This window comes from Mesorhizobium sp. P2_A8 (assembly GCF_056404935.1).
Map to the genome: position 1 here is coordinate 396241 of NZ_JBFUDB010000009.1, position 18000 is coordinate 414240.

The 18000-nt window shown below is 63.1% G+C and carries 15 protein-coding genes; 10 read left to right on the forward strand and 5 right to left on the reverse strand.

Going from position 1 to position 18000, the window contains the following annotated elements:
- Positions 1–76: 76 nt before the first annotated feature.
- Positions 77–2185, forward strand: coding sequence for an ATP-dependent DNA helicase RecG (gene recG, locus AC1D10_RS27065; RefSeq protein ID WP_477277309.1), 2109 nt, complete (start codon positions 77–79; stop codon positions 2183–2185).
- On the opposite strand, the gene AC1D10_RS27070 is transcribed toward recG, so the two are convergent.
- Positions 2137–2892, reverse strand: a complete 756-nt coding sequence (locus AC1D10_RS27070) for a DUF502 domain-containing protein (RefSeq protein ID WP_477277311.1) — start codon at positions 2890–2892, stop codon at positions 2137–2139. The two genes, recG and AC1D10_RS27070, sit on opposite strands and share 49 nt — an antisense overlap.
- Before the next feature lie 166 nt (positions 2893–3058).
- Positions 3059–4882 (reverse strand): glutamine--fructose-6-phosphate transaminase (isomerizing), encoded by a 1824-nt coding sequence (gene glmS / locus AC1D10_RS27075; protein WP_477277312.1) that lies wholly within the window; start codon positions 4880–4882, stop codon positions 3059–3061.
- A 175-nt stretch (positions 4883–5057) separates the two neighbouring features.
- On the opposite strand from glmS, the gene AC1D10_RS27080 reads away from it, so the two are divergent.
- On the forward strand, positions 5058–5327 hold the full coding sequence (locus tag AC1D10_RS27080; protein WP_477277396.1) for a hypothetical protein: 270 nt from the start codon (positions 5058–5060) through the stop codon (positions 5325–5327).
- Positions 5328–5330: 3 nt separating this feature from the next.
- Here AC1D10_RS27080 and glmU read toward each other — a convergent pair whose 3' ends face one another.
- Both glmU and AC1D10_RS27090 read right to left on the reverse strand, forming a co-directional pair.
- Positions 5331–6707, reverse strand: a complete 1377-nt coding sequence (gene glmU, locus AC1D10_RS27085) for a bifunctional UDP-N-acetylglucosamine diphosphorylase/glucosamine-1-phosphate N-acetyltransferase GlmU (protein ID WP_477277314.1) — start codon at positions 6705–6707, stop codon at positions 5331–5333.
- Between the two features lie 154 nt (positions 6708–6861).
- Positions 6862–7608 (reverse strand): cytochrome c biogenesis CcdA family protein, encoded by a 747-nt coding sequence (locus tag AC1D10_RS27090; RefSeq protein ID WP_477277316.1) that lies wholly within the window; start codon positions 7606–7608, stop codon positions 6862–6864.
- A gap of 181 nt (positions 7609–7789) precedes the next feature.
- Between AC1D10_RS27090 and AC1D10_RS27095 the strand changes: the two genes are divergently transcribed.
- From AC1D10_RS27095 to rpmG, 8 genes are all read left to right on the forward strand, one after another.
- Positions 7790–8167: a COG4315 family predicted lipoprotein gene (locus AC1D10_RS27095; RefSeq protein WP_477277318.1), complete on the forward strand. Its 378-nt coding sequence runs from the start codon at positions 7790–7792 to the stop codon at positions 8165–8167.
- A 367-nt stretch (positions 8168–8534) separates the two neighbouring features.
- A complete protein-coding gene (gene topA, locus AC1D10_RS27100) occupies positions 8535–11171 on the forward strand; it encodes a type I DNA topoisomerase (RefSeq protein ID WP_477277320.1) in 2637 nt (878 codons plus the stop codon).
- Between the two features lie 6 nt (positions 11172–11177).
- Positions 11178–13484 carry a ribonuclease R gene (rnr, locus tag AC1D10_RS27105; RefSeq protein WP_477277322.1) on the forward strand — a complete coding sequence of 769 codons (2307 nt, stop codon included), beginning with the start codon at positions 11178–11180 and terminating at the stop codon, positions 13482–13484.
- Positions 13484–13930 (forward strand): DUF983 domain-containing protein, encoded by a 447-nt coding sequence (locus AC1D10_RS27110; RefSeq protein WP_477277324.1) that lies wholly within the window; start codon positions 13484–13486, stop codon positions 13928–13930. The genes rnr and AC1D10_RS27110 overlap by 1 nt, the downstream gene beginning before the upstream one ends.
- Before the next feature lie 86 nt (positions 13931–14016).
- Positions 14017–14757 carry an NUDIX hydrolase gene (locus AC1D10_RS27115; RefSeq protein ID WP_477277326.1) on the forward strand — a complete coding sequence of 247 codons (741 nt, stop codon included), beginning with the start codon at positions 14017–14019 and terminating at the stop codon, positions 14755–14757.
- A 23-nt stretch (positions 14758–14780) separates the two neighbouring features.
- Entirely contained in the window at positions 14781–15959 is a 1179-nt protein-coding gene (locus AC1D10_RS27120; RefSeq protein WP_477277328.1) for an MFS transporter, read from the forward strand.
- Positions 15960–16076: 117 nt separating this feature from the next.
- Positions 16077–16535 (forward strand): YqfO family protein, encoded by a 459-nt coding sequence (locus AC1D10_RS27125; RefSeq protein ID WP_477277330.1) that lies wholly within the window; start codon positions 16077–16079, stop codon positions 16533–16535.
- Positions 16536–16689: 154 nt separating this feature from the next.
- Positions 16690–16857, forward strand: a complete 168-nt coding sequence (gene rpmG / locus AC1D10_RS27130) for a 50S ribosomal protein L33 (protein ID WP_006201775.1) — start codon at positions 16690–16692, stop codon at positions 16855–16857.
- Between the two features lie 73 nt (positions 16858–16930).
- Here the strand turns inward: rpmG and AC1D10_RS27135 are convergent, their stop codons facing one another.
- The gene (locus AC1D10_RS27135; protein ID WP_477277332.1) at positions 16931–17998 is read right to left on the reverse strand and encodes an ABC transporter ATP-binding protein; all 1068 of its coding nucleotides are present in this window, start codon (positions 17996–17998) and stop codon (positions 16931–16933) included.
- Between the last annotated feature and the right edge of the window lie 2 nt (positions 17999–18000).

The following is an 18000-nucleotide window of genomic DNA, read 5'->3' on the forward strand; positions in this document are numbered from 1 at the left end:
TTGCTGCGGCGCATATAGCGTGGATAGAAGGGGCTGTCAGCCTTGCGCTGCAGCCGTCGCGACATAAGCTGACATCATGCGTCCTTCCATCCTCGATCCGCTGTTTGTCCCGATCACCTCGCTGGCCGGCGTCGGACCGAAGGTCGGCACCCTGATCGAGAAAGTGGTCGCGGCCGATCTCGGTGATCGCGCAGCACGCGCCGGCGACCTTCTGTTCGTGCTGCCGCACACCGTCATCGACCGCCGCAACCGGCCTGGCATCGCGCTCGCACCCGAGGGCGCGATCGTCACACTCGAGGTGCGCATCGACCGCCACCAGCCGCCGCCGCGCGGCAACAGGTCGGTGCCCTACCGGGTCTACGCCCATGACGACACCGGCGAGATCGCACTGACCTTCTTCCATGCCCATGCTTCCTATCTCGAAAAGGCAATGCCCGAAGGCGAAGATGTCGTGGTCTCGGGCCGCATGGAATGGTTCAACGGCCGCCCGACCATGGTCCACCCCGACCACATCGCGCTGGCCAGCGAAGCGGAAAACCTGCCGCTCGTCGAACCGGTCTATCCGCTCACCGCCGGGCTCTCGGGCAAGGTGCTGCGCCGGGCGATCGGCCAGGCACTGGCGCGCTTGCCCGTATTGGCCGAATGGCAGGACGGCGCCTTCATGCGCCGGCACAGTTTTGCCCCCTTTGGCGATGCGCTCGCCCGCATTCACAATCCGGCCGACCCGATCGATGTCGCCATCGATGGCGCCGCGTGGCGACGCCTTGCCTATGACGAATTGCTGGCGGGCCAGGTCTCGCTGGCGCTGGTGCGGGCAAAAATCCGCCGCCTGTCCGGCCGTCCTCTGGTCGGCGACGGCAGCATCGTCGAGAAACTGCGCGCCGCACTCCCCTATTCGCTGACCGCCAGCCAGGAATTCGCGCTCGCCGAAATCAATGCCGATCTCGCCGATCCCGAGCGCATGCTGCGGCTCCTGCAAGGCGATGTCGGCTCCGGCAAGACGGTCGTCGCGCTGCTGGCCATGGCGCGTGCGGTCGAGGCCGGCGGCCAGGCAGCACTGATGGCGCCGACCGAAATCCTGGCGCGCCAGCATTTGGCGACGATCGCGCCGCTTGCCGCCAAAGTCGGGCTGCGTATCGCTATCCTCACGGGGCGCGAGAAAGGTCGCGAGCGCACCGAGACGCTGGCCGGCCTGGCGAGCGGCGAGATCGACATCGTCGTCGGCACCCACGCGCTGTTCCAGGAGACGGTCACATTCCACGATCTGGTCTTCGCCGTCATCGACGAGCAGCATCGCTTCGGCGTCCATCAGCGGCTTGCCATCACCGCCAAGGGCGATGCGCCTGACATGCTGGTGATGACGGCCACGCCCATCCCGCGCACGCTGGTATTGACCGCCTTCGGCGACATGGATGTGTCGAAGCTGACGGAAAAACCGGCCGGCCGGCAACCGATCCGCACCGTAACGCTGCCGCTCGAGCGACTCGATGAACTGGTCGGCCGCATGGTCGACGCGGTTGCCGGCGGCCAGAAGATCTACTGGATCTGTCCGCTGGTCGAGGAATCCGAAGAGATCAAGCTGATGTCGGCCGAGGACCGTTTTGCCTCTCTCAAACCGTTGTTCGGGGACCGCATCGGTCTCGTCCACGGCCGCATGAAGGGCGCCGACAAGGACGAGGCGATGCGCGCCTTCAAGCAGGGCGAGACACGCATCCTGATCGCCACCACGGTGATCGAGGTCGGCGTCGACGTGCCAGATGCCACCGTCATGGTCATCGAGCATGCCGAGCGCTTTGGCCTCGCCCAGTTGCACCAATTGCGCGGCCGCGTCGGGCGCGGTGACATCAAGTCCTCCTGCGTGCTGCTCTACAAGGACCCGCTCGGCGAGACCGCAAAGCGCCGGCTGTCGGTGATGCGCGAGACCGAGGACGGTTTCCTGATCGCCGAAGAGGACCTGAAGCTGCGCGGCGAAGGCGAACTGCTGGGCACCCGCCAGTCCGGCACGCCTGGTTTCCAGGTGGCGCGTATCGAGGCGCATGCCGACCTTTTGGAGGCTGCCCGCGATGATGCCAGGCTGATCCTGTCACGCGACCCTGAGCTGCAATCCGAGCGGGGCGAGGCGTTGCGCCTGTTGCTTTATTTGTTCGGTCGCGACGAAGCCGTCCGGCTCCTGCGCGCCGGCTGAGCCAGGGCGGCAACCGACGGGTTGGCAAGCTCTCCATTAATTGGCTCGCCGTTCACGACGACCATTTGCTTGACCTCGGGCGCCACCAGTCCGGCCGAGACGATCAGCTTGGCGCCATCTTCGATCGTCATGTCGAGCAGCACGATGTCGGACTTCGGCACATACATCAGGAATCCGGTGGTCGGATTGGGCGTGCAGGGCATGAACACGGCGATCAGCGGATCGCCTTCCTGATCGAGCTTCTGGTTGATCTCGGTTTCCTTCTCGCTGGCGACGAAAACCAGAGACCACACGCCCTTGCGCGGATATTCGACCAGCCCGACCTGGCGGAACATGTCGCCCTTGTTCGACAGCACGGTCTCGAAAATCTGCTTCAGCGAGCCATAGATGCCGCGCACCAGCGGCATGCGGCCAAGCAGCCGCTCGCCAAAGTTGACGATGGCGCGGCCGACAATGTTGGCCGTCAGAAAACCGATCAACGTGATCAGGATCAGCGCGACGATCAGCCCGAACCCCGGGACCGGAAACGGCAGGTAGCTGTCCGGACTATAGCGTGCCGGAATATAGGGCTTCACCCACGAATCGACCCAGCCGATGAACGACCAGGCAATATAGGCGGTGATCGCCAGCGGCGCGCAGACGACGAAGCCCGTGAGGAAATAGTTCCTCAGCCGGGTCATGCCGGAGGTCTTGGGAGCGTCGGACATGGTTCACCGGGGCGCGGGTTGCAGCGCAACATTAGAGCATGATCCCGAAAAGTGGGAACCGGTTTTCACAAAAAGATCATGCTCAAAAAGAAAAACAGCCGCTGTGATGCAAATGCCATCACTCGGTCTGAAGGCGCTTTTGGAACTGCGAAGTTTTTGGAGGCGCCTATTCCACCGTCACCGATTTCGCCAGATTGCGCGGCTGGTCGACATCGGTGCCCATGAACACGGCGGTGAAATAGGCAAGCATCTGGATCGGCAGCGCATAGATGATCGGCGAGATGATTTCCGGCACGTCCGGCAGCACGATCGTCTCCATCGTCTTGACGCTCGTAAGTGCCGCACCCTTGCTATCGGTGATCAGGATGATCTTGCCGCCGCGCGCCGCCACTTCCTGCATGTTCGAGACGGTCTTTTCGAAAATGCGGTCATGCGGCGCGATGACGATGACAGGCATGTTCTCGTCGATCAGGGCGATCGGCCCGTGCTTCAGTTCGCCCGCGGCATAGCCCTCGGCGTGGATATAGGAGATTTCCTTGAGTTTCAGCGCGCCTTCCATGGCCAGCGGGAAATTGGTGTCGCGGCCGAGATAAAGCACGTTCTTGTAGTGGGCGAGGTCGCGCGCGATCTTTTCGATCTGATGGTCGAGCTTCAACACCTGGTTGGCATAGCGCGGCGCTTCCGACAGCTCGCGCACAAATGTCTTTTCCTGCTCGCGTGAAATCGTGCCGCGCGCCACGCCTGCGCGCACGGCAAGCGATGCCAGCACCGAAAGCTGGCATGTGAAGGCCTTGGTCGAGGCGACACCGATCTCCGGGCCGGCGAGCGTCGGCAGCACCACGTCGGATTCGCGCGCCATGGTCGATTCGCGCACATTGACGACGGCGCCGATCTTCATCCCCGCTTTGCGGCAGTAGCGCAACGACGCCAGCGTGTCGGCGGTCTCGCCCGATTGCGAGATGAAGAAGGCAGCATCGTTCTTCGACAGCGGCATTTCGCGGTAGCGGAACTCCGAGGCGACATCGATGTCGACCGGCAGACGGGCGTAGCGCTCGAACCAGTACTTGCCGATCAGGCCGGCGAGATAGGCGGTTCCGCAGGCCGAAATCGCCAGCCGGTCGATCTTGGCGAAATCGAAAGGCAGGTCGAGCGGCTTGGACACGCCGCCGACAAAGTCGAGATAGTTCGCCAGCGTGTGCGAGATCACCTCGGGCTGTTCATGGATTTCCTTCTCCATGAAATGGCGCCGGTTGCCCTTGTCGACCATGAAGCTGGTCGACAGCGACTGCTGACGTTTGCGCTCGACTTGTCTGCCGTCAATGTCGAAGATCGTAACGCCTGCGCGGCGCACCACCGCCCAGTCGCCATCTTCGAGATAGGTGATCGAATTGGTGAACGGCGCGAGCGCGATGGCATCGGAGCCCAAGAACATCTCGCCATCGCCATGGCCAACAGCCAGCGGCGGGCCGTTGCGGGCGCCGACGATCAGGTCCTCGTCACCCCTGAACATGATGGCCAGCGCGAAGGCGCCTTCCAATCGCTTCAGCGCCTCGTGCGCGGCCTCGACCGGCGGCAACCCCTTGGCCAGTTCTCGCGCCACCAGATGGGCGACGACCTCGGTGTCGGTCTGCGATGAAAAAGAATAGCCATCGCGGATCAGCTCGTCACGCAGTTCGGCGAAATTCTCGATGATGCCGTTGTGGACGATGGCAACGCCGTCGGAAAAATGCGGATGCGCATTGGTCTCGTTGGGCACACCATGCGTTGCCCAGCGCGTGTGGCCGATGCCGATCGTGCCGTCGAGCGGATCGTCCTTGAGCCGGCGCTCAAGGTTGATCAGCTTGCCTTCGGCGCGGCGGCGGGCAAGCTGACCATGCTCGATGGTGGCGACGCCAGCCGAGTCATAGCCGCGATATTCGAGCCGCTTCAGCGCGTCGACGATGAGCGGCGCAACCTGCGAGTGGCCGACGATTCCAACGATACCGCACATGCAGACAGCCCCCAATTCCCCATGGAAAACCAGCACTATTTAGGGATGGCCGGCCCGCCGCGAAAGTCACGTTGCATTTCGTCCGTTGTAACGGAACGCTTCTGCACGCATGCACCATGACAGACCGCTCTTGCAATCCGGTTACTGCAATCATTCGGTTTTTTAGCCGCCGCGCCTGCCAGAACAGCCGATCTTCTATCCGGTCCTGTCGGAAGCCTATGCCGTGCAGATCGCGCGCGACTGGAACGTTCCGGCCAGCGGAGCAGGATTCGTGACGCGGTTTACTGTGCTCAAAAGTTTTCTCGACCGCTACCGGGTCGAGCATGCCGGCAGCAAGGCGCATCTGGAATACTGGATACCCGCCGAAGACCTCGATGATTTCAACAAGGCAATCGTCGGCAAGATCGAGGTGACCGCCGCCTTCGAGAAGGACATGACCGGCTAACCGCTAATGGTCTGCGCCGGCAGCTTTCTTCTTCGCCGCCGCGGCCGAAGCAAAACGCTCGCGCAGTTCCTTGGCCTTGCCCGGGATCGTCTTCTGGCGGGCGCGGCCGAAGGCCAGCGCGTCGTCCGGCACGCTTTCGGTAATGACGCTGCCGGAGGCGATATAGCCGCGCTTGCCGATGCTGACAGGCGCCACCAGCGAGGAATTCGAGCCGACAAAGGCGCCCTCGCCGATGTCGGTGAAGAATTTCGAGTAGCCGTCGTAATTGCAGGTGATCGCGCCGGCGCCGATATTGGCGCCCGCGCCAACGCGGGCATCGCCGATATAGGTCAGGTGGTTGACCTTGGCGCCCTCCTCGATGGTCGCCTGCTTGACCTCGCAGAAATTGCCGACCTTGGCCTTGTTCTTCAGGTCAGCACCCGGCCGCAACCGAGCGAATGGTCCGACCTCGCAATTCGAGGCGATCGTGGCGCCTTCGAAATGGCTGAAGGCATGGATCTTGGCGCCGGTGGCGATTTTCACGCCTGGGCCGAACCAGACATTGGGTTCGACGATCGTGTCGGCACCAATCTCGGTATCGTGCGAGAAATACACGGTTTCCGGCGCAATCAGCGTCACACCCGACAGCATCGCGTCATGGCGGCGGCGCGCCTGCCAGATGCCCTCGGCCTGCGCCAGTTCGGCGCGATTGTTGATGCCCAGTGCGCTCTCGAAGCTGGCTTCGGTGGCGACGACATCGAGACCCTGCGCGCTGGCAATCTCGACGATGTCGGTAAGATAATACTCGCCCTTGGCGTTGTTGTTGCCGACAGCGTCGAGCAGCGCCAGCGCCCGGCTGCCGGCCACTGCCATCATGCCGGCATTGCAGAAGCCGATCTTCCTTTCGTCCGCACTGCAGTCCTTCTCCTCGCGGACGGCGATCAGCTTCCCGGCTTTTTCGATCAGCCTGCCATAACCGGTCGGATTGGGTGGGCGGAAACCGATGACTACGACGGCTGCACCTTCAGCCAGTTTCAGCCGCGCCACGGTGAGCGCGTCGGCGTCGATCAATGGCGTGTCGCCAAACATCACCAGGACATCGTTGTAACCCTTTGATATCGCATCGCGCGCCGCGAGCACCGCATGCGCGGTGCCGAGGCGCTTTTCCTGCACGAAGGTCTCGGCCTTCGGCGCGAATTTTGCCGCGGCCTTGCGCATCTCGTCAGCGCCATGGCCGATCACCAGCGCCTGGCTGCTGGCACCCGCAGCCTCCGCCGCCTTCACCACATGAGCGACCATCGGCAGACCGGCTATCTGGTGCAGCACCTTCGGGATCGCGCTCTTCATGCGCGTGCCTTCGCCGGCGGCGAGAATGACGGACAGGCAGGATCTCTGGCTCATGGACGGACAACCATAGGAAAAGGGTTGGGAATCAAAACAGGATAGCAGTGGCGCCATGCTGCACCAATGCGGTTAAATTCCGGTGAGATCGTAGAGCAGCTAACTCTTAATCAGCAGGTCCACGGCGCGCGCTTTTCGTATTTGGGCAAAGAGATTAACCCAGCCGCCCCAGCCCCGGAAAATTCTCCAGCAGCCAGTAGGATGCGGACTGGACACCACCGGTGAGAAAAAACACGCCGGCGACGACCAGCAATGCGCCGATGGCCTGCTCGACACGACCGAGATGGACACGGAATTTTCCGAGGAAGCGCATGAAGGCGCCGGAAAACAGCGCCGCGATCAGGAACGGGATACCGAGGCCGAGCGAATAGGCGGCGAGCAGTAATGCGCCCTCGCCCACCGTCTCGCGGCCGCCGGCCAGCGTCAGGATCGGCCCCAGCACCGGGCCGATGCACGGCGTCCAGCCAAAGGCGAAGGCCAATCCCATGACATAGGCGGCGACCGCACTTGCGGGCTTTCCCTGCGACTGGAAGCGCGCCTCGCGCGACAACAGCGGAATGCGCAAGATGCCGAGGAAATTCAGGCCCATCAGGATGATCAGCACGCCGGCGCCCATCGCCAGCGGCTCCTGCCAGACGCGCAGCAGCCGGCCGATGGTCGAAGCGCCGGCGCCGAGCGCGACGAACACCGTCGAGAAGCCAAGCACGAAGGCGATAGAAGAATAGAGCAGCGCACCGCGCGCGCCTTCGCGCGCCGTCGCACCCGCATTGCCACGGAAATCGTCGACCGATACGCCGGCCATGTAACAGAGGTAGGGCGGCACCAGCGGCAACACGCAGGGCGACAGGAACGAGATCGCGCCCGCCCCGACCGCGCTGACATAGCCGATGTCCAATGCCATTCCTGACGCTCCGACGTATTGGCGCTGATATAGCGACGCGCAGGCCTGTCTGCCAATCACCATTGCGTGGCAAGTCGTCGCCCTGGCGAAGAAAATTGCGGGAAGAACCGGCCGCTCAGATGCGTTGACACAGAGAGGCCGCGATTTTCCGCGCGCTTCTCGATCACCCAGGGAGATTTCCATGAAAACGATCACAGTCGGGTTGGCCGCGCTTTTGCTGAGCACCGCCGCATCCTTCGCCGCCGATGCGTGGAAGGAAGCCGAGGTCAATGGCACCAAGATCTACACCGACGCCAACGGCATGACGCTTTATACCTATGACAAGGATGAGAAGGGCAAGACCAACTGCTACGACAAATGCGCCACCAACTGGCCGCCGCTGAAAGCCGAGGCCGGCGCCAAGGCGGACGACGAATGGAGCATCGTCGACCGTACCGACGGCACCAAGATGTGGGCCTATGACGGCAAGCCGGTCTATACATTCATCAAGGACAAGAAGGCCGGTGATGTGACCGGCGACGGTGTCGGCGAGGTCTGGCACATCGTCAAGGCCGACTAAGTTCTCAATCCGGGTCCTGCCGCTGGCGGGACTTGGCTGGCCGCCGGATGTCCCTCCAAGAGCCTGGCGGCCAGCATCAATCAGCCTGTCACGGCGTCGGCCCCTGCGATACCCCAGCCGCTTTTCGTCGACTCGGTGGAAAAATGAATCGGGTCGTTTCCACTGACTCGGGACCGCCATCTCCCCAAGCCAAAATTCTGTGATTTTCTCCATACACTCAAAGAGTGTATTGCTGCGGACAGCCCTGCAATTTGGGCGCTTCCCCTTGACCGGATGCAAAAGCGCGGCCATGTGAGCGGCAAATAGAACGAGATTTCGTCGCGCGCAGCGGAATTCTTCTGCCGCATCACAGCTGATATGAGACCTCATGGACGTCGTCGTCGTCGAATCGCCGGCCAAGGCGAAGACAATCAACAAATACCTCGGCAAGAACTACAAAGTTCTGGCCTCGTTCGGCCATGTCCGCGATTTGCCGGCCAAGGATGGATCGGTGCGGCCGGACGAGGATTTCGCCATGTCCTGGGCGGTCGACACCGCCTCGGGCAAGCGGCTCGCCGACATCGCCAAGGCAGTCAAGGATGCCGACGGCCTGATCCTGGCCACCGATCCGGATCGTGAAGGCGAAGCGATTTCCTGGCACGTGCTGGAAGTGCTGAAGCAGAAGCGCGCGCTGAAGGACAAGCCGGTCAGCCGCGTCGTCTTCAACGCCATCACCAAGTCGTCGGTGTTGGAAGCGATGGCCAATCCGCGCCAGATCGATGCGCCGCTGGTCGATGCTTATCTCGCCCGCCGGGCGCTCGACTATCTCGTCGGCTTCACGCTGTCGCCGGTGCTGTGGCGCAAGCTGCCAGGCGCCCGTTCGGCCGGCCGCGTCCAGTCTGTCGCATTGCGTCTGGTCTGCGATCGAGAATCCGAGATCGAGCGCTTCATCCGCGAGGAATACTGGCAGATCGCCGCCCTCCTCGGCACACCGCGCAGCGAGAATTTCGAAGCGAAACTGACCGCCTTCGATCGCAAGAGGCTGCAAAAGCTCGACATTTCCAACAAGGCGCAGGCCGACGACATCAAGTCGATGCTCGAAGGCGCGACCTTCAAGGCGGTGTCGGTGGAAGCCAAGCCCACCAAGCGCAATCCCGGTCCGCCCTTCACCACCTCGACGCTTCAGCAAGCCGCTTCATCGGGCCTTGGCTTCTCGGCCAGCCGCACCATGCAGGTCGCGCAGCGCCTTTATGAAGGCATGGAGATCGGCGGCGAAACCACAGGCCTGATCACCTATATGCGAACCGACGGCGTGCAGATGGCGCCCGAGGCGATTTCGGCCGCCCGAGACGCCATCGCCAAGGAATTCGGCCCCAAGTACCTGCCGGAAAAGCCGCGCCAATATACCGCCAAGGCCAAAAACGCGCAGGAAGCACACGAAGCGATCCGTCCGACGGACTTCATGCGCACCCCGGCATCGGTCAGGCAATATCTCGATTCCGACCAGATGAGGCTCTATGAACTGATCTGGAAGCGCGCCATCGCCAGCCAGATGCAGCCGGCCGAGATCGAACGCACAACAGCCGAGATCGAGGCGGTCAATGGCGCCCGCACCGCCGAGCTTCGCGCCATCGGTTCGGTCGTTCGCTTCGACGGCTTCATCGCCGCCTACACCGACCAGAAGGACGACGATTCGGAAGACGAGGAAAATCGTCGTCTGCCCGAGATCCGCGCCGGCGAGCAGCTTGCCCGCCAGGCGATCAACGCCACCCAGCACACCACCGAGCCGCCGCCGCGTTACTCCGAAGCCTCGCTGATCAAGAAGCTGGAAGAGCTCGGCATCGGCCGGCCGTCGACCTACACGGCGATCCTGAAGACGCTCGAGGACCGCGATTACGTCACCATCGACAAGCGCCGGCTGGTGCCGCAGGCCAAGGGTCGATTGCTGTCGGCCTTCCTCGAAAGCTTCTTCAAGCGCTATGTCGAATACGACTTCACCGCGTCTCTCGAGGAAAAGCTCGACGAGATCTCGGACGGCAAGCTCGCCTGGAAGGACGTGTTGCGCGATTTCTGGAAGGACTTTTCCGGCGCCGTCGCCGACATCAAGGAGCTGCGCGTCACCGACGTGCTCGATGCGCTCAACGAGGAACTGGCACCGCTGGTGTTCCCCGCGCGAGAAGACGGCTCCAACCCCCGCATCTGCCCGAAATGCGGCACCGGCAATCTGTCGCTGAAGCTCGGCAAGTTCGGCGCCTTTGTCGGCTGCTCGAACTATCCCGAATGCTCCTTCACCCGCCAGCTCGGCGACGCCGCCAATCCCAATGGCGAGAACGGCAATGGCGAGGACGGCACCAAGGTCATTGGCAAGGATCCCTATACGTCTGAGGAAATCACGCTGCGCAGCGGCCGCTTCGGCCCCTATCTGCAGCGTGGCGATGGCAAGGAAGCCAAGCGTTCCAGCCTGCCCAAGGGCTGGACGGCCGAAACCGTCGACCACGAGAAGGCGCTCGCCCTGCTGTCGCTGCCGCGTGATGTCGGCCAGCATCCCGAATCCGGCAAGATGATCTCCGCCGGGCTCGGGCGCTACGGCCCGTTCGTGCTGCATGACGGCACCTACGCCAATCTCGACAGCATCGAGGACGTGTTCTCGATTGGGCTCAACCGCGCCGTGTCGGTGATCGCCGAGAAGCAGTTGAAGGGCAAGGGCGGCCGCAATGGCGGCACACCGGCAGCTCTCAAGGAGCTTGGTGATCATCCAGACGGCGGCGGCAAGATTGTCGTGCGTGACGGCAAATACGGGCCTTACGTGAATTTCGGCAAGGTCAATGCCACCCTGCCCAAGGGCAAGGATCCGCAATCGGTGACGGTCGAGGACGCGCTGGCGCTGATTGCCGAGAAGGAAGCCAAGGGCGGCGGCGGCAAGAAGCCGTTCCGCAAGGCGGCAGCGGCCAACGCCCCGGCAACCAAGAAAACAACAGCCAAGAAAACGGCGGCCAAGAAGCCGGCCGCGAAGAAAAAAGGGTAGGACAGCGTGGCGCGCAGGATCACCGGTAGAAGCCACGGCGATCCGCGCACCGCCGACACGAGGGCCAAGGTCAAGGACGACTATAGGCCGTCCCGTGACGAAATCCTGCGCTACATCGCCGAAAATCCCGATCGCGCCGGCAAACGCGACATCGCCAAGGCGTTCGCGCTGCGCGGCGACGACCGCATCTGGCTGAAGGATATCTTGCGCGACCTGCAGGACGAAGGCGTCCTGACCAAGGAGCGCAAGCAACTGGCCCGCGTCGGCGCCCTGCCCCACGTCGCCGTGCTCGACATTTTTGGCCGCGACGGCGACGGCATTTTGCTGGCGCATCCGGCGGAAGCCGTCAGTACGGGAGAGCCGCCGGTTGTCTCCATTCGGATCTCGCGCAGCAGCAATGGCCCGGCACCTGGCATCGGCGACCGCGTGCTGGCCAAAACCTTCCCGACCAACGAAGCGACGGGCCCCGCCTACACCGGGCGGGTGATGAAGATCTTCGAGAAGCGCAGCGATGCGGTTCTCGGCGTCTTTCGCATCCTGCAGGACGGCACCTTCCGTATCGAGCCGGTGGAACGGCGCCAGCCCGAATTGATCGTCGACAAGGAGTTCCAGAACGGCGCCAGGAATGGCGACCTGGTCGAGGTCGAGCCCGCGCGCGCCTCCCGCTATGGGCTGCCAAGAGCCAAGGTGCTCAACGTGCTGGGTTCGCTGACCAGCGAAAAGGCGGTCTCGATGATCGCCATCCATGCCCACGACATTCCGCATATCTTTCCGGCCGATGTCATCGCCGAATCCGAAGCGGTCAAGCCGGCGACGATGGATCACCGCGAGGACTGGCGCGACCTTCCGCTGGTCACCATCGATCCGGCCGACGCCAAGGACCATGACGACGCTGTCTTCGCCACACCAGACCTTGACGAGAATAACCCGGGCGGCGTGGTCGCCACGGTGGCCATCGCCGATGTCGCCGCCTATGTCCGCTATGGCACGGCACTCGACCGCGAAGCGCTGAAACGCGGCAATTCGGTTTACTTCCCGGATCGCGTCGTGCCGATGCTGCCCGAGCGCATCTCCAACGATCTCTGCTCGCTGCGCGAAGGCCAGGACCGGCCGGCGCTCGCCGTGCGCATGGTTTTTTCGGCCGATGGCCGCAAACTCCGGCACTCCTTCCACCGCGTCATGATGAAGTCGGCGGCGAAACTTGCCTACCAACAGGCGCAGGCAGCCATTGACGGCGTGCCGGACGACAAGACCGGTCCGATCCTCGACACCGTGCTGAAGCCGCTGTGGGACGCCTATGCGATCCTGAAGCGTGGCCGCGACGGCCGCCAGCCGCTCGAACTCGACCTGCCGGAGCGCAAGATCCTGCTCAAACCGGATGGCACCGTCGATCGCGTCATCGTGCCGGACCGGCTCGATGCTCACAAGCTGATCGAAGAATTCATGATCCAGGCCAATGTCGCCGCCGCCGAGACGCTGGAGGCGAAGAAGCAGGCTCTGGTCTACCGCGTCCATGACGCGCCTTCGCTGGCCAAGCAGGAATCGCTGCGCGAGTTCCTGCAGACGCTTGGCCTGTCGCTGGCGCGCGGCGCGCAGATGCGGCCAAGCCAGTTCAACGGCATCTTGGAGCGCGTGCGCGGCGCCGACAATGAAGGCCTGGTCAACGAAGTGGTGCTGCGCTCGCAGAGCCAGGCCGAATATTCGCCCAAGAACATCAGCCATTTCGGCCTCAACCTGAAGCGCTACGCGCATTTCACCTCGCCGATCCGCCGTTACGCCGACCTGATCGTGCATCGTGGACTTATTGCCGCACTCGGCCTTGGCCCAGGCGGGCTGACGCAGGACGAGGAAGCGCGGCTCGAAGACGTTTCAGTGCTGATCTCAGGCACGGAACGGCGCGCCATGGCGGCCGAGCGCGACACCGTCGACCGGCTGATCGCCGCCTATCTCGCCGAGCGCGTTGACGACCGCTTCGACGCCCGCATCTCCGGCGTCACCAAATCGGGACTATTTGTCCAATTGCCGCAGTATGGCGCGGATGGTTTCATCCCGGTGTCAACATTGAATGGCGATTACTATATATACGACGAAGCGGCCCGCTCCCTGTTCGGAGAACGCTCGGGCAAAGGCTACCAGCTCGCGGACCGAGTCGAGGTCCGGCTCGTCGAGGTGGCACCAATGGCCGGCGCGATGCGGTTCGAGATGTTGACCGACCCCAAGCCTTTGCCGGGCTCCAAGCGGTCGTTTCACAAGGCCAAGGGCCGCGCCCGCGCGTCGCAATCGCGACCGGGTTCGCGCGGCAGGAGACGATGATGACAACAGCCATTGAAGAACAGGTTTTCGGCGGAGAACATCACTCGGGCCGGGCCGCCCGCCCGCTGTGGACGGCGATGAAGCGCGGCATGCTCGGCCGTTGCCCGCATTGCGGCGAAGGCAAGCTGTTTCGCGCCTTCACCAAGACCGTCGATAAATGCAGCGTTTGCGGCGAGGAACTGCACCACCATCGCGCCGATGACCTTCCGGCCTATCTCGTCATCGTCATTGTGGGCCACATCGTGCTCGGCGCCTTCATGGCCGTCGAGGCGACATCGACTCTGTCCACCTGGCAGCACATCGCCATCTGGGTACCGCTGACCATCATCTTGGCGGTGGCGCTGCTGCAGCCGGTAAAGGGTGCCGTCATCGGACTGCAATGGGCGTTCTATATGCACGGATTCGGTGGCGAGCAGGATGTGATCGAGCCCCATCCCGGGGTCTAGGTCAAAAGTTGGCTACACTCGCTGGTGCAACATACCGACGTGAAAGGCTACTTTCGCTTGCCAGAAGTTTCCGCTAGGTCCTGCGCATGGACGGTATGGCCAAGGCGGAAGTCGACAGGATCGAGCGGAGCATGATCGCTCATAGCGACCGGCCTATCCGCCCACGCGACGCGGCGACCCTGATCCTGCTCGACCGCGAGGGCGATGCGGTGCAGGTCTTGATGGGCCGCCGTCACGCCAGCCATGCCTTTATGCCAGGCAAATTCGTCTTTCCCGGTGGCCGTACCGACCCTGCCGACAGCCGCATCCCGGTCGCTGCCGCATTGCATCCGGAGCAGGAAGCAAAGTTGATCGCGGGGCCAGGCCGCACAAGCGCCGCACGGGCCCGTGCCATCGCCTTGTCGGCCATCCGCGAGACCTATGAGGAAGCCGGGATGCTGATCGGCCGCAAAGGTGCTTTCGCCACTTCCAGGCCCGATTGGCAGGGCTTTGCCGAGCACGAGGTGCAACCCTCTCTCGATATGCTGCGTTTCGTCGCGCGCGCCGTCACGCCGCCCAATCGGGTGCGCCGCTTCGACACGCGTTTCTTCAGCGCCTGGCGCGACGATGTCGCCGTCGAACTGCCGGGGGGCGGTCCGACCAACGAACTCGAAGAGCTGGTCTGGCTGCCGCTGGCCAAGGCCAGGGAAGCTGACATACCCGACATCACCCGAATGATCCTGGACGAACTGGAAAAGCGCCTCGCCCATGATCCGCTGTTGCGTCCGGGCGGTCCCGTGCCCTTCTACCGGCTTGTCCGCAACCACTTCACCCGCGAAATTCTGTAGAACATCGAGTATTCAGACATCCCATGACGGTCGATACCCAACCACAGGGCGACGAACGCGTACACTGGCTGCCGATGGTGGCGGCGATCTCGTCGATCAGCGTCGTCGGCATTGCCATCGGCCTCGGCATGCCGCTGCTTAGCGTCATTCTCGAAACGCGCGGCCATTCGGCTTCAATGATCGGCCTCAACACCGCTGTCGCCGGCCTGGCCTCGATTGCCGGTGCCCCGCTGGCCACGCCGCTCGCGGTGCGCTTCGGCGTTGCCTGGACCATGGTCGCCATGATCGCCGCCGGCGCCCTGGCCTTCATCGGCTTTCACTTCGCGCCGGATTTCTGGATGTGGTTTCCGCTGCGCATCGTGCTGCATATAGCGCTGACGGTGCTGTTCATTCTGTCTGAATTCTGGATCAGCACCTCGGCGCCGCCGCACCGGCGCGGCCTTGTCCTCGGCATTTACGCCACCGTATTGTCGCTCGGTTTTGCCGCCGGACCCTGGCTGTTCGCCCATCTCGGCAGTTCCGGCTTCAGGCCGTTCGGCGTCATCATTGGTTTGGTGACACTGGCCGCCATACCGGTTCTGGCGGCGCGCAACGAGAGCCCGTCGATCTCCTCCGACGGCGAAACCAGCAATTTCCTGCGCTACATCTGGCTGGTGCCGTCGGCGACCGCCGCCGTGCTGGTGTTCGGCGCTGTCGAAACCGGCGGCTTTGCGCTGTTCCCGATCTACGGCAACCGAATCGGCTATTCCGAGGCCGACGCAGCCCTTCTGCTGACCATGATCGGCCTCGGCAACGTACTGCTGCAGATCCCGATCGGCATGATCAGCGACCGCGTCAGCGACCGCCGCTATCTGCTGATTGCCTGCGCCACCGTCGGCCTTGCCGGCACGGTCTTCATGCCCTTGTTTGCGCAGAATTGGCACCTGATGGCGGCACTTCTGTTCATCTGGGGCGGCGTCGTCGCTGCCATGTACACGATCGGCCTTGCCCATCTCGGCTCGCAGCTTTCCGGCCACGAACTGGCATCCGCCAACGCCGCCTTCGTGCTCTGCTACGGCGTCGGCATGGTGCTCGGCCCGCAAGCGATCGGCATCGGCATGGACGTGTTCGGTCCGTCCGGTTTCGGCTGGTCGCTCGGCCTGTTCTTCGCCGCCTACATCGCCCTGGTCAGCGTCCGGGTGATCCGCAAGATCCTCCTGTAGCGCGGCACCACGCGTCCTGTATTTCAGCGTGGTGCGATGACAGGCTGCTGACAGAACCATGTCAGCAGCCCCCGGTTATAAGGTTGCCTCAAAACACCTGAAGTTGAGGATACTTTGATGATCGACAGCGGCTTTGAAACCACCTCGTTGCGAATGACACTGCTCCTGCTCGTGACCTTCCAGGCGCCGGCCGCCGACGTCGACCGCATCATGGACGCGGTGGTGGCGATAGCGCCGCTGGCGATGGGCAAATATGACCGCAATGCCTATCAGTCGGCGCATGGCATCGAACGCTACAGGCCGCTTGACGGTGCGGCCGCCGGCGCCGAAACCGAAATGCGGCGACGCCCCGGCACGGTGGAGGTTTCGTTCGAACTGCCCGACGACCAGGCGCTGGCCGCACGCGTCGTCGAGGCGATTTTCCAGGCGCACTCCTACCAGGAGCCGGTGATGCGCATTCAGCCGATCCTGGCCAGCCGTTCCAAGGGGCTGGACGACCGCGCCAATCCGAATCGCTGGTGGAACTCGACCGGAGACTGGAAGAAGGTTGCGGTATCCGCGGCGGAAATCGCATGATTTGAAGCCACAGGCCGGCTCCGCTGGGCCAACGAGGGCCTGCCGGGCTTGACTTTCCAGGCACGTTCTTTATGTGTCGCGCCAAGTTTCCCGCGTCCGGGTGTTTTCCCGTGCTCCAGCGGCCAAAACCCCACGAACATAACGGACTGAGATCATGGCCAAAGCCGCAAACATCAAGATCAAGCTTCTGTCGACCGCCGACACCGGTTTCTTCTACGTGACCAGCAAGAACAGCCGTACCAAGACCGACAAGCTGTCGTTCCGCAAGTACGACCCGGTCGCCAAGAAGCACGTCGAATTCAAGGAAACCAAGATCAAGTAATCTGGTTTCTCCGAAAATGCCAAAACGCCGCCCATTGGGCGGCGTTTTTGTTTTCATGGTTGGCCGCAGGCCCTTATCCAATGCGATCACCGCTTTTCGGATCGAACAGATGCAGCGACGCCGGATCGGCAGACAATCGCACCATGTCGCCGGGCTTCACGCCGGCACGGCCCATGGCAAAGACGCAGAGCTGCTGGCCGGCCAGCTTGACGTAGAACTGCGTCGAAAGCCCGAGCGGCTCCACCACCCCAACCTCGCCCTGCAGTGCGCCGTCATCCGCCAGCCTGATGTGCTCGGGCCGCAGGCCGATGGTGATGACGTCACCGTCCTTTAGCGGCATTCCGTCCGGCAGGCGCAGCGCCTGACCATCGGCCAGCACAGCCACCAACGTATCGCCCTTTCGAACCGCCGCCGGCAGGAAATTCATGCCCGGTGAGCCGATGAAGCCGGCGACGAACATGTTGGTCGGATGGTCATAGAGATCCAGCGGCGCGCCGACCTGCTGGATCAGCCCGTCATGCATGACGACGATGCGGTCGGCCATGGTCATCGCCTCGATCTGGTCGTGGGTGACGTAGACCGAGGTGGTCTTCAGCTGCTGGTGCAACGCCTTGATCTCGGCGCGCATATGGACGCGCAGCTTGGCGTCGAGGTTCGACAGCGGTTCATCGAACAGAAACACCTTGGGATCCCGCACGATGGCGCGGCCCATGGCGACGCGCTGGCGTTGGCCGCCGGACAGTTGGCGCGGCAGGCGTTGCAGGAAAGTTTCGAGCCCGAGCCGCTTGGCGGCACCGTCCACCCGGGTGTCGATCGCCGACTTAGCAGCCTTCTTCAGCATCAGGCTGAAACCCATGTTCTTCGACACATCCATATGCGGATAGAGCGCGTAGGACTGGAACACCATGGCGATGTCGCGATCCTTCGGCGCGACATCGTTGACCAGCCGCTCGCCGATGCGGATCTCGCCGCCGGAAGCCTCCTCCAGGCCGGCGATCATGCGCAAAAGCGTGGACTTGCCGCAGCCTGACGGGCCGACCAGGACGACGAACTCGCCGTCGGCGATCTCAAGGTCGACCGCGTGCAGGACGCGGACTGAGCCATAATCCTTGCGGACCTTTTCGAGCGTAACAGAGGCCATCG

What these genes read in the sequence shown, in the direction of transcription:
- AC1D10_RS27125 (WP_477277330.1), top strand. Translation starts at nt 16,077, where the DNA reads ATGATCGACAGCGGCTTTGAAACCACCTCGTTGCGAATGACACTGCTC.
- topA (WP_477277320.1), top strand. Translation starts at nt 8,535, where the DNA reads ATGGACGTCGTCGTCGTCGAATCGCCGGCCAAGGCGAAGACAATCAAC.
- AC1D10_RS27095 (WP_477277318.1), top strand. Translation starts at nt 7,790, where the DNA reads ATGAAAACGATCACAGTCGGGTTGGCCGCGCTTTTGCTGAGCACCGCC.
- AC1D10_RS27090 (WP_477277316.1), bottom strand. Translation starts at nt 7,608, where the DNA reads ATGGCATTGGACATCGGCTATGTCAGCGCGGTCGGGGCGGGCGCGATC.
- rpmG (WP_006201775.1), top strand. Translation starts at nt 16,690, where the DNA reads ATGGCCAAAGCCGCAAACATCAAGATCAAGCTTCTGTCGACCGCCGAC.
- glmU (WP_477277314.1), bottom strand. Translation starts at nt 6,707, where the DNA reads ATGAGCCAGAGATCCTGCCTGTCCGTCATTCTCGCCGCCGGCGAAGGC.
- AC1D10_RS27115 (WP_477277326.1), top strand. Translation starts at nt 14,017, where the DNA reads ATGGACGGTATGGCCAAGGCGGAAGTCGACAGGATCGAGCGGAGCATG.
- glmS (WP_477277312.1), bottom strand. Translation starts at nt 4,882, where the DNA reads ATGTGCGGTATCGTTGGAATCGTCGGCCACTCGCAGGTTGCGCCGCTC.
- AC1D10_RS27070 (WP_477277311.1), bottom strand. Translation starts at nt 2,892, where the DNA reads ATGTCCGACGCTCCCAAGACCTCCGGCATGACCCGGCTGAGGAACTAT.
- AC1D10_RS27120 (WP_477277328.1), top strand. Translation starts at nt 14,781, where the DNA reads ATGACGGTCGATACCCAACCACAGGGCGACGAACGCGTACACTGGCTG.
- AC1D10_RS27110 (WP_477277324.1), top strand. Translation starts at nt 13,484, where the DNA reads ATGACAACAGCCATTGAAGAACAGGTTTTCGGCGGAGAACATCACTCG.
- AC1D10_RS27135 (WP_477277332.1), bottom strand. Translation starts at nt 17,998, where the DNA reads ATGGCCTCTGTTACGCTCGAAAAGGTCCGCAAGGATTATGGCTCAGTC.
- recG (WP_477277309.1), top strand. Translation starts at nt 77, where the DNA reads ATGCGTCCTTCCATCCTCGATCCGCTGTTTGTCCCGATCACCTCGCTG.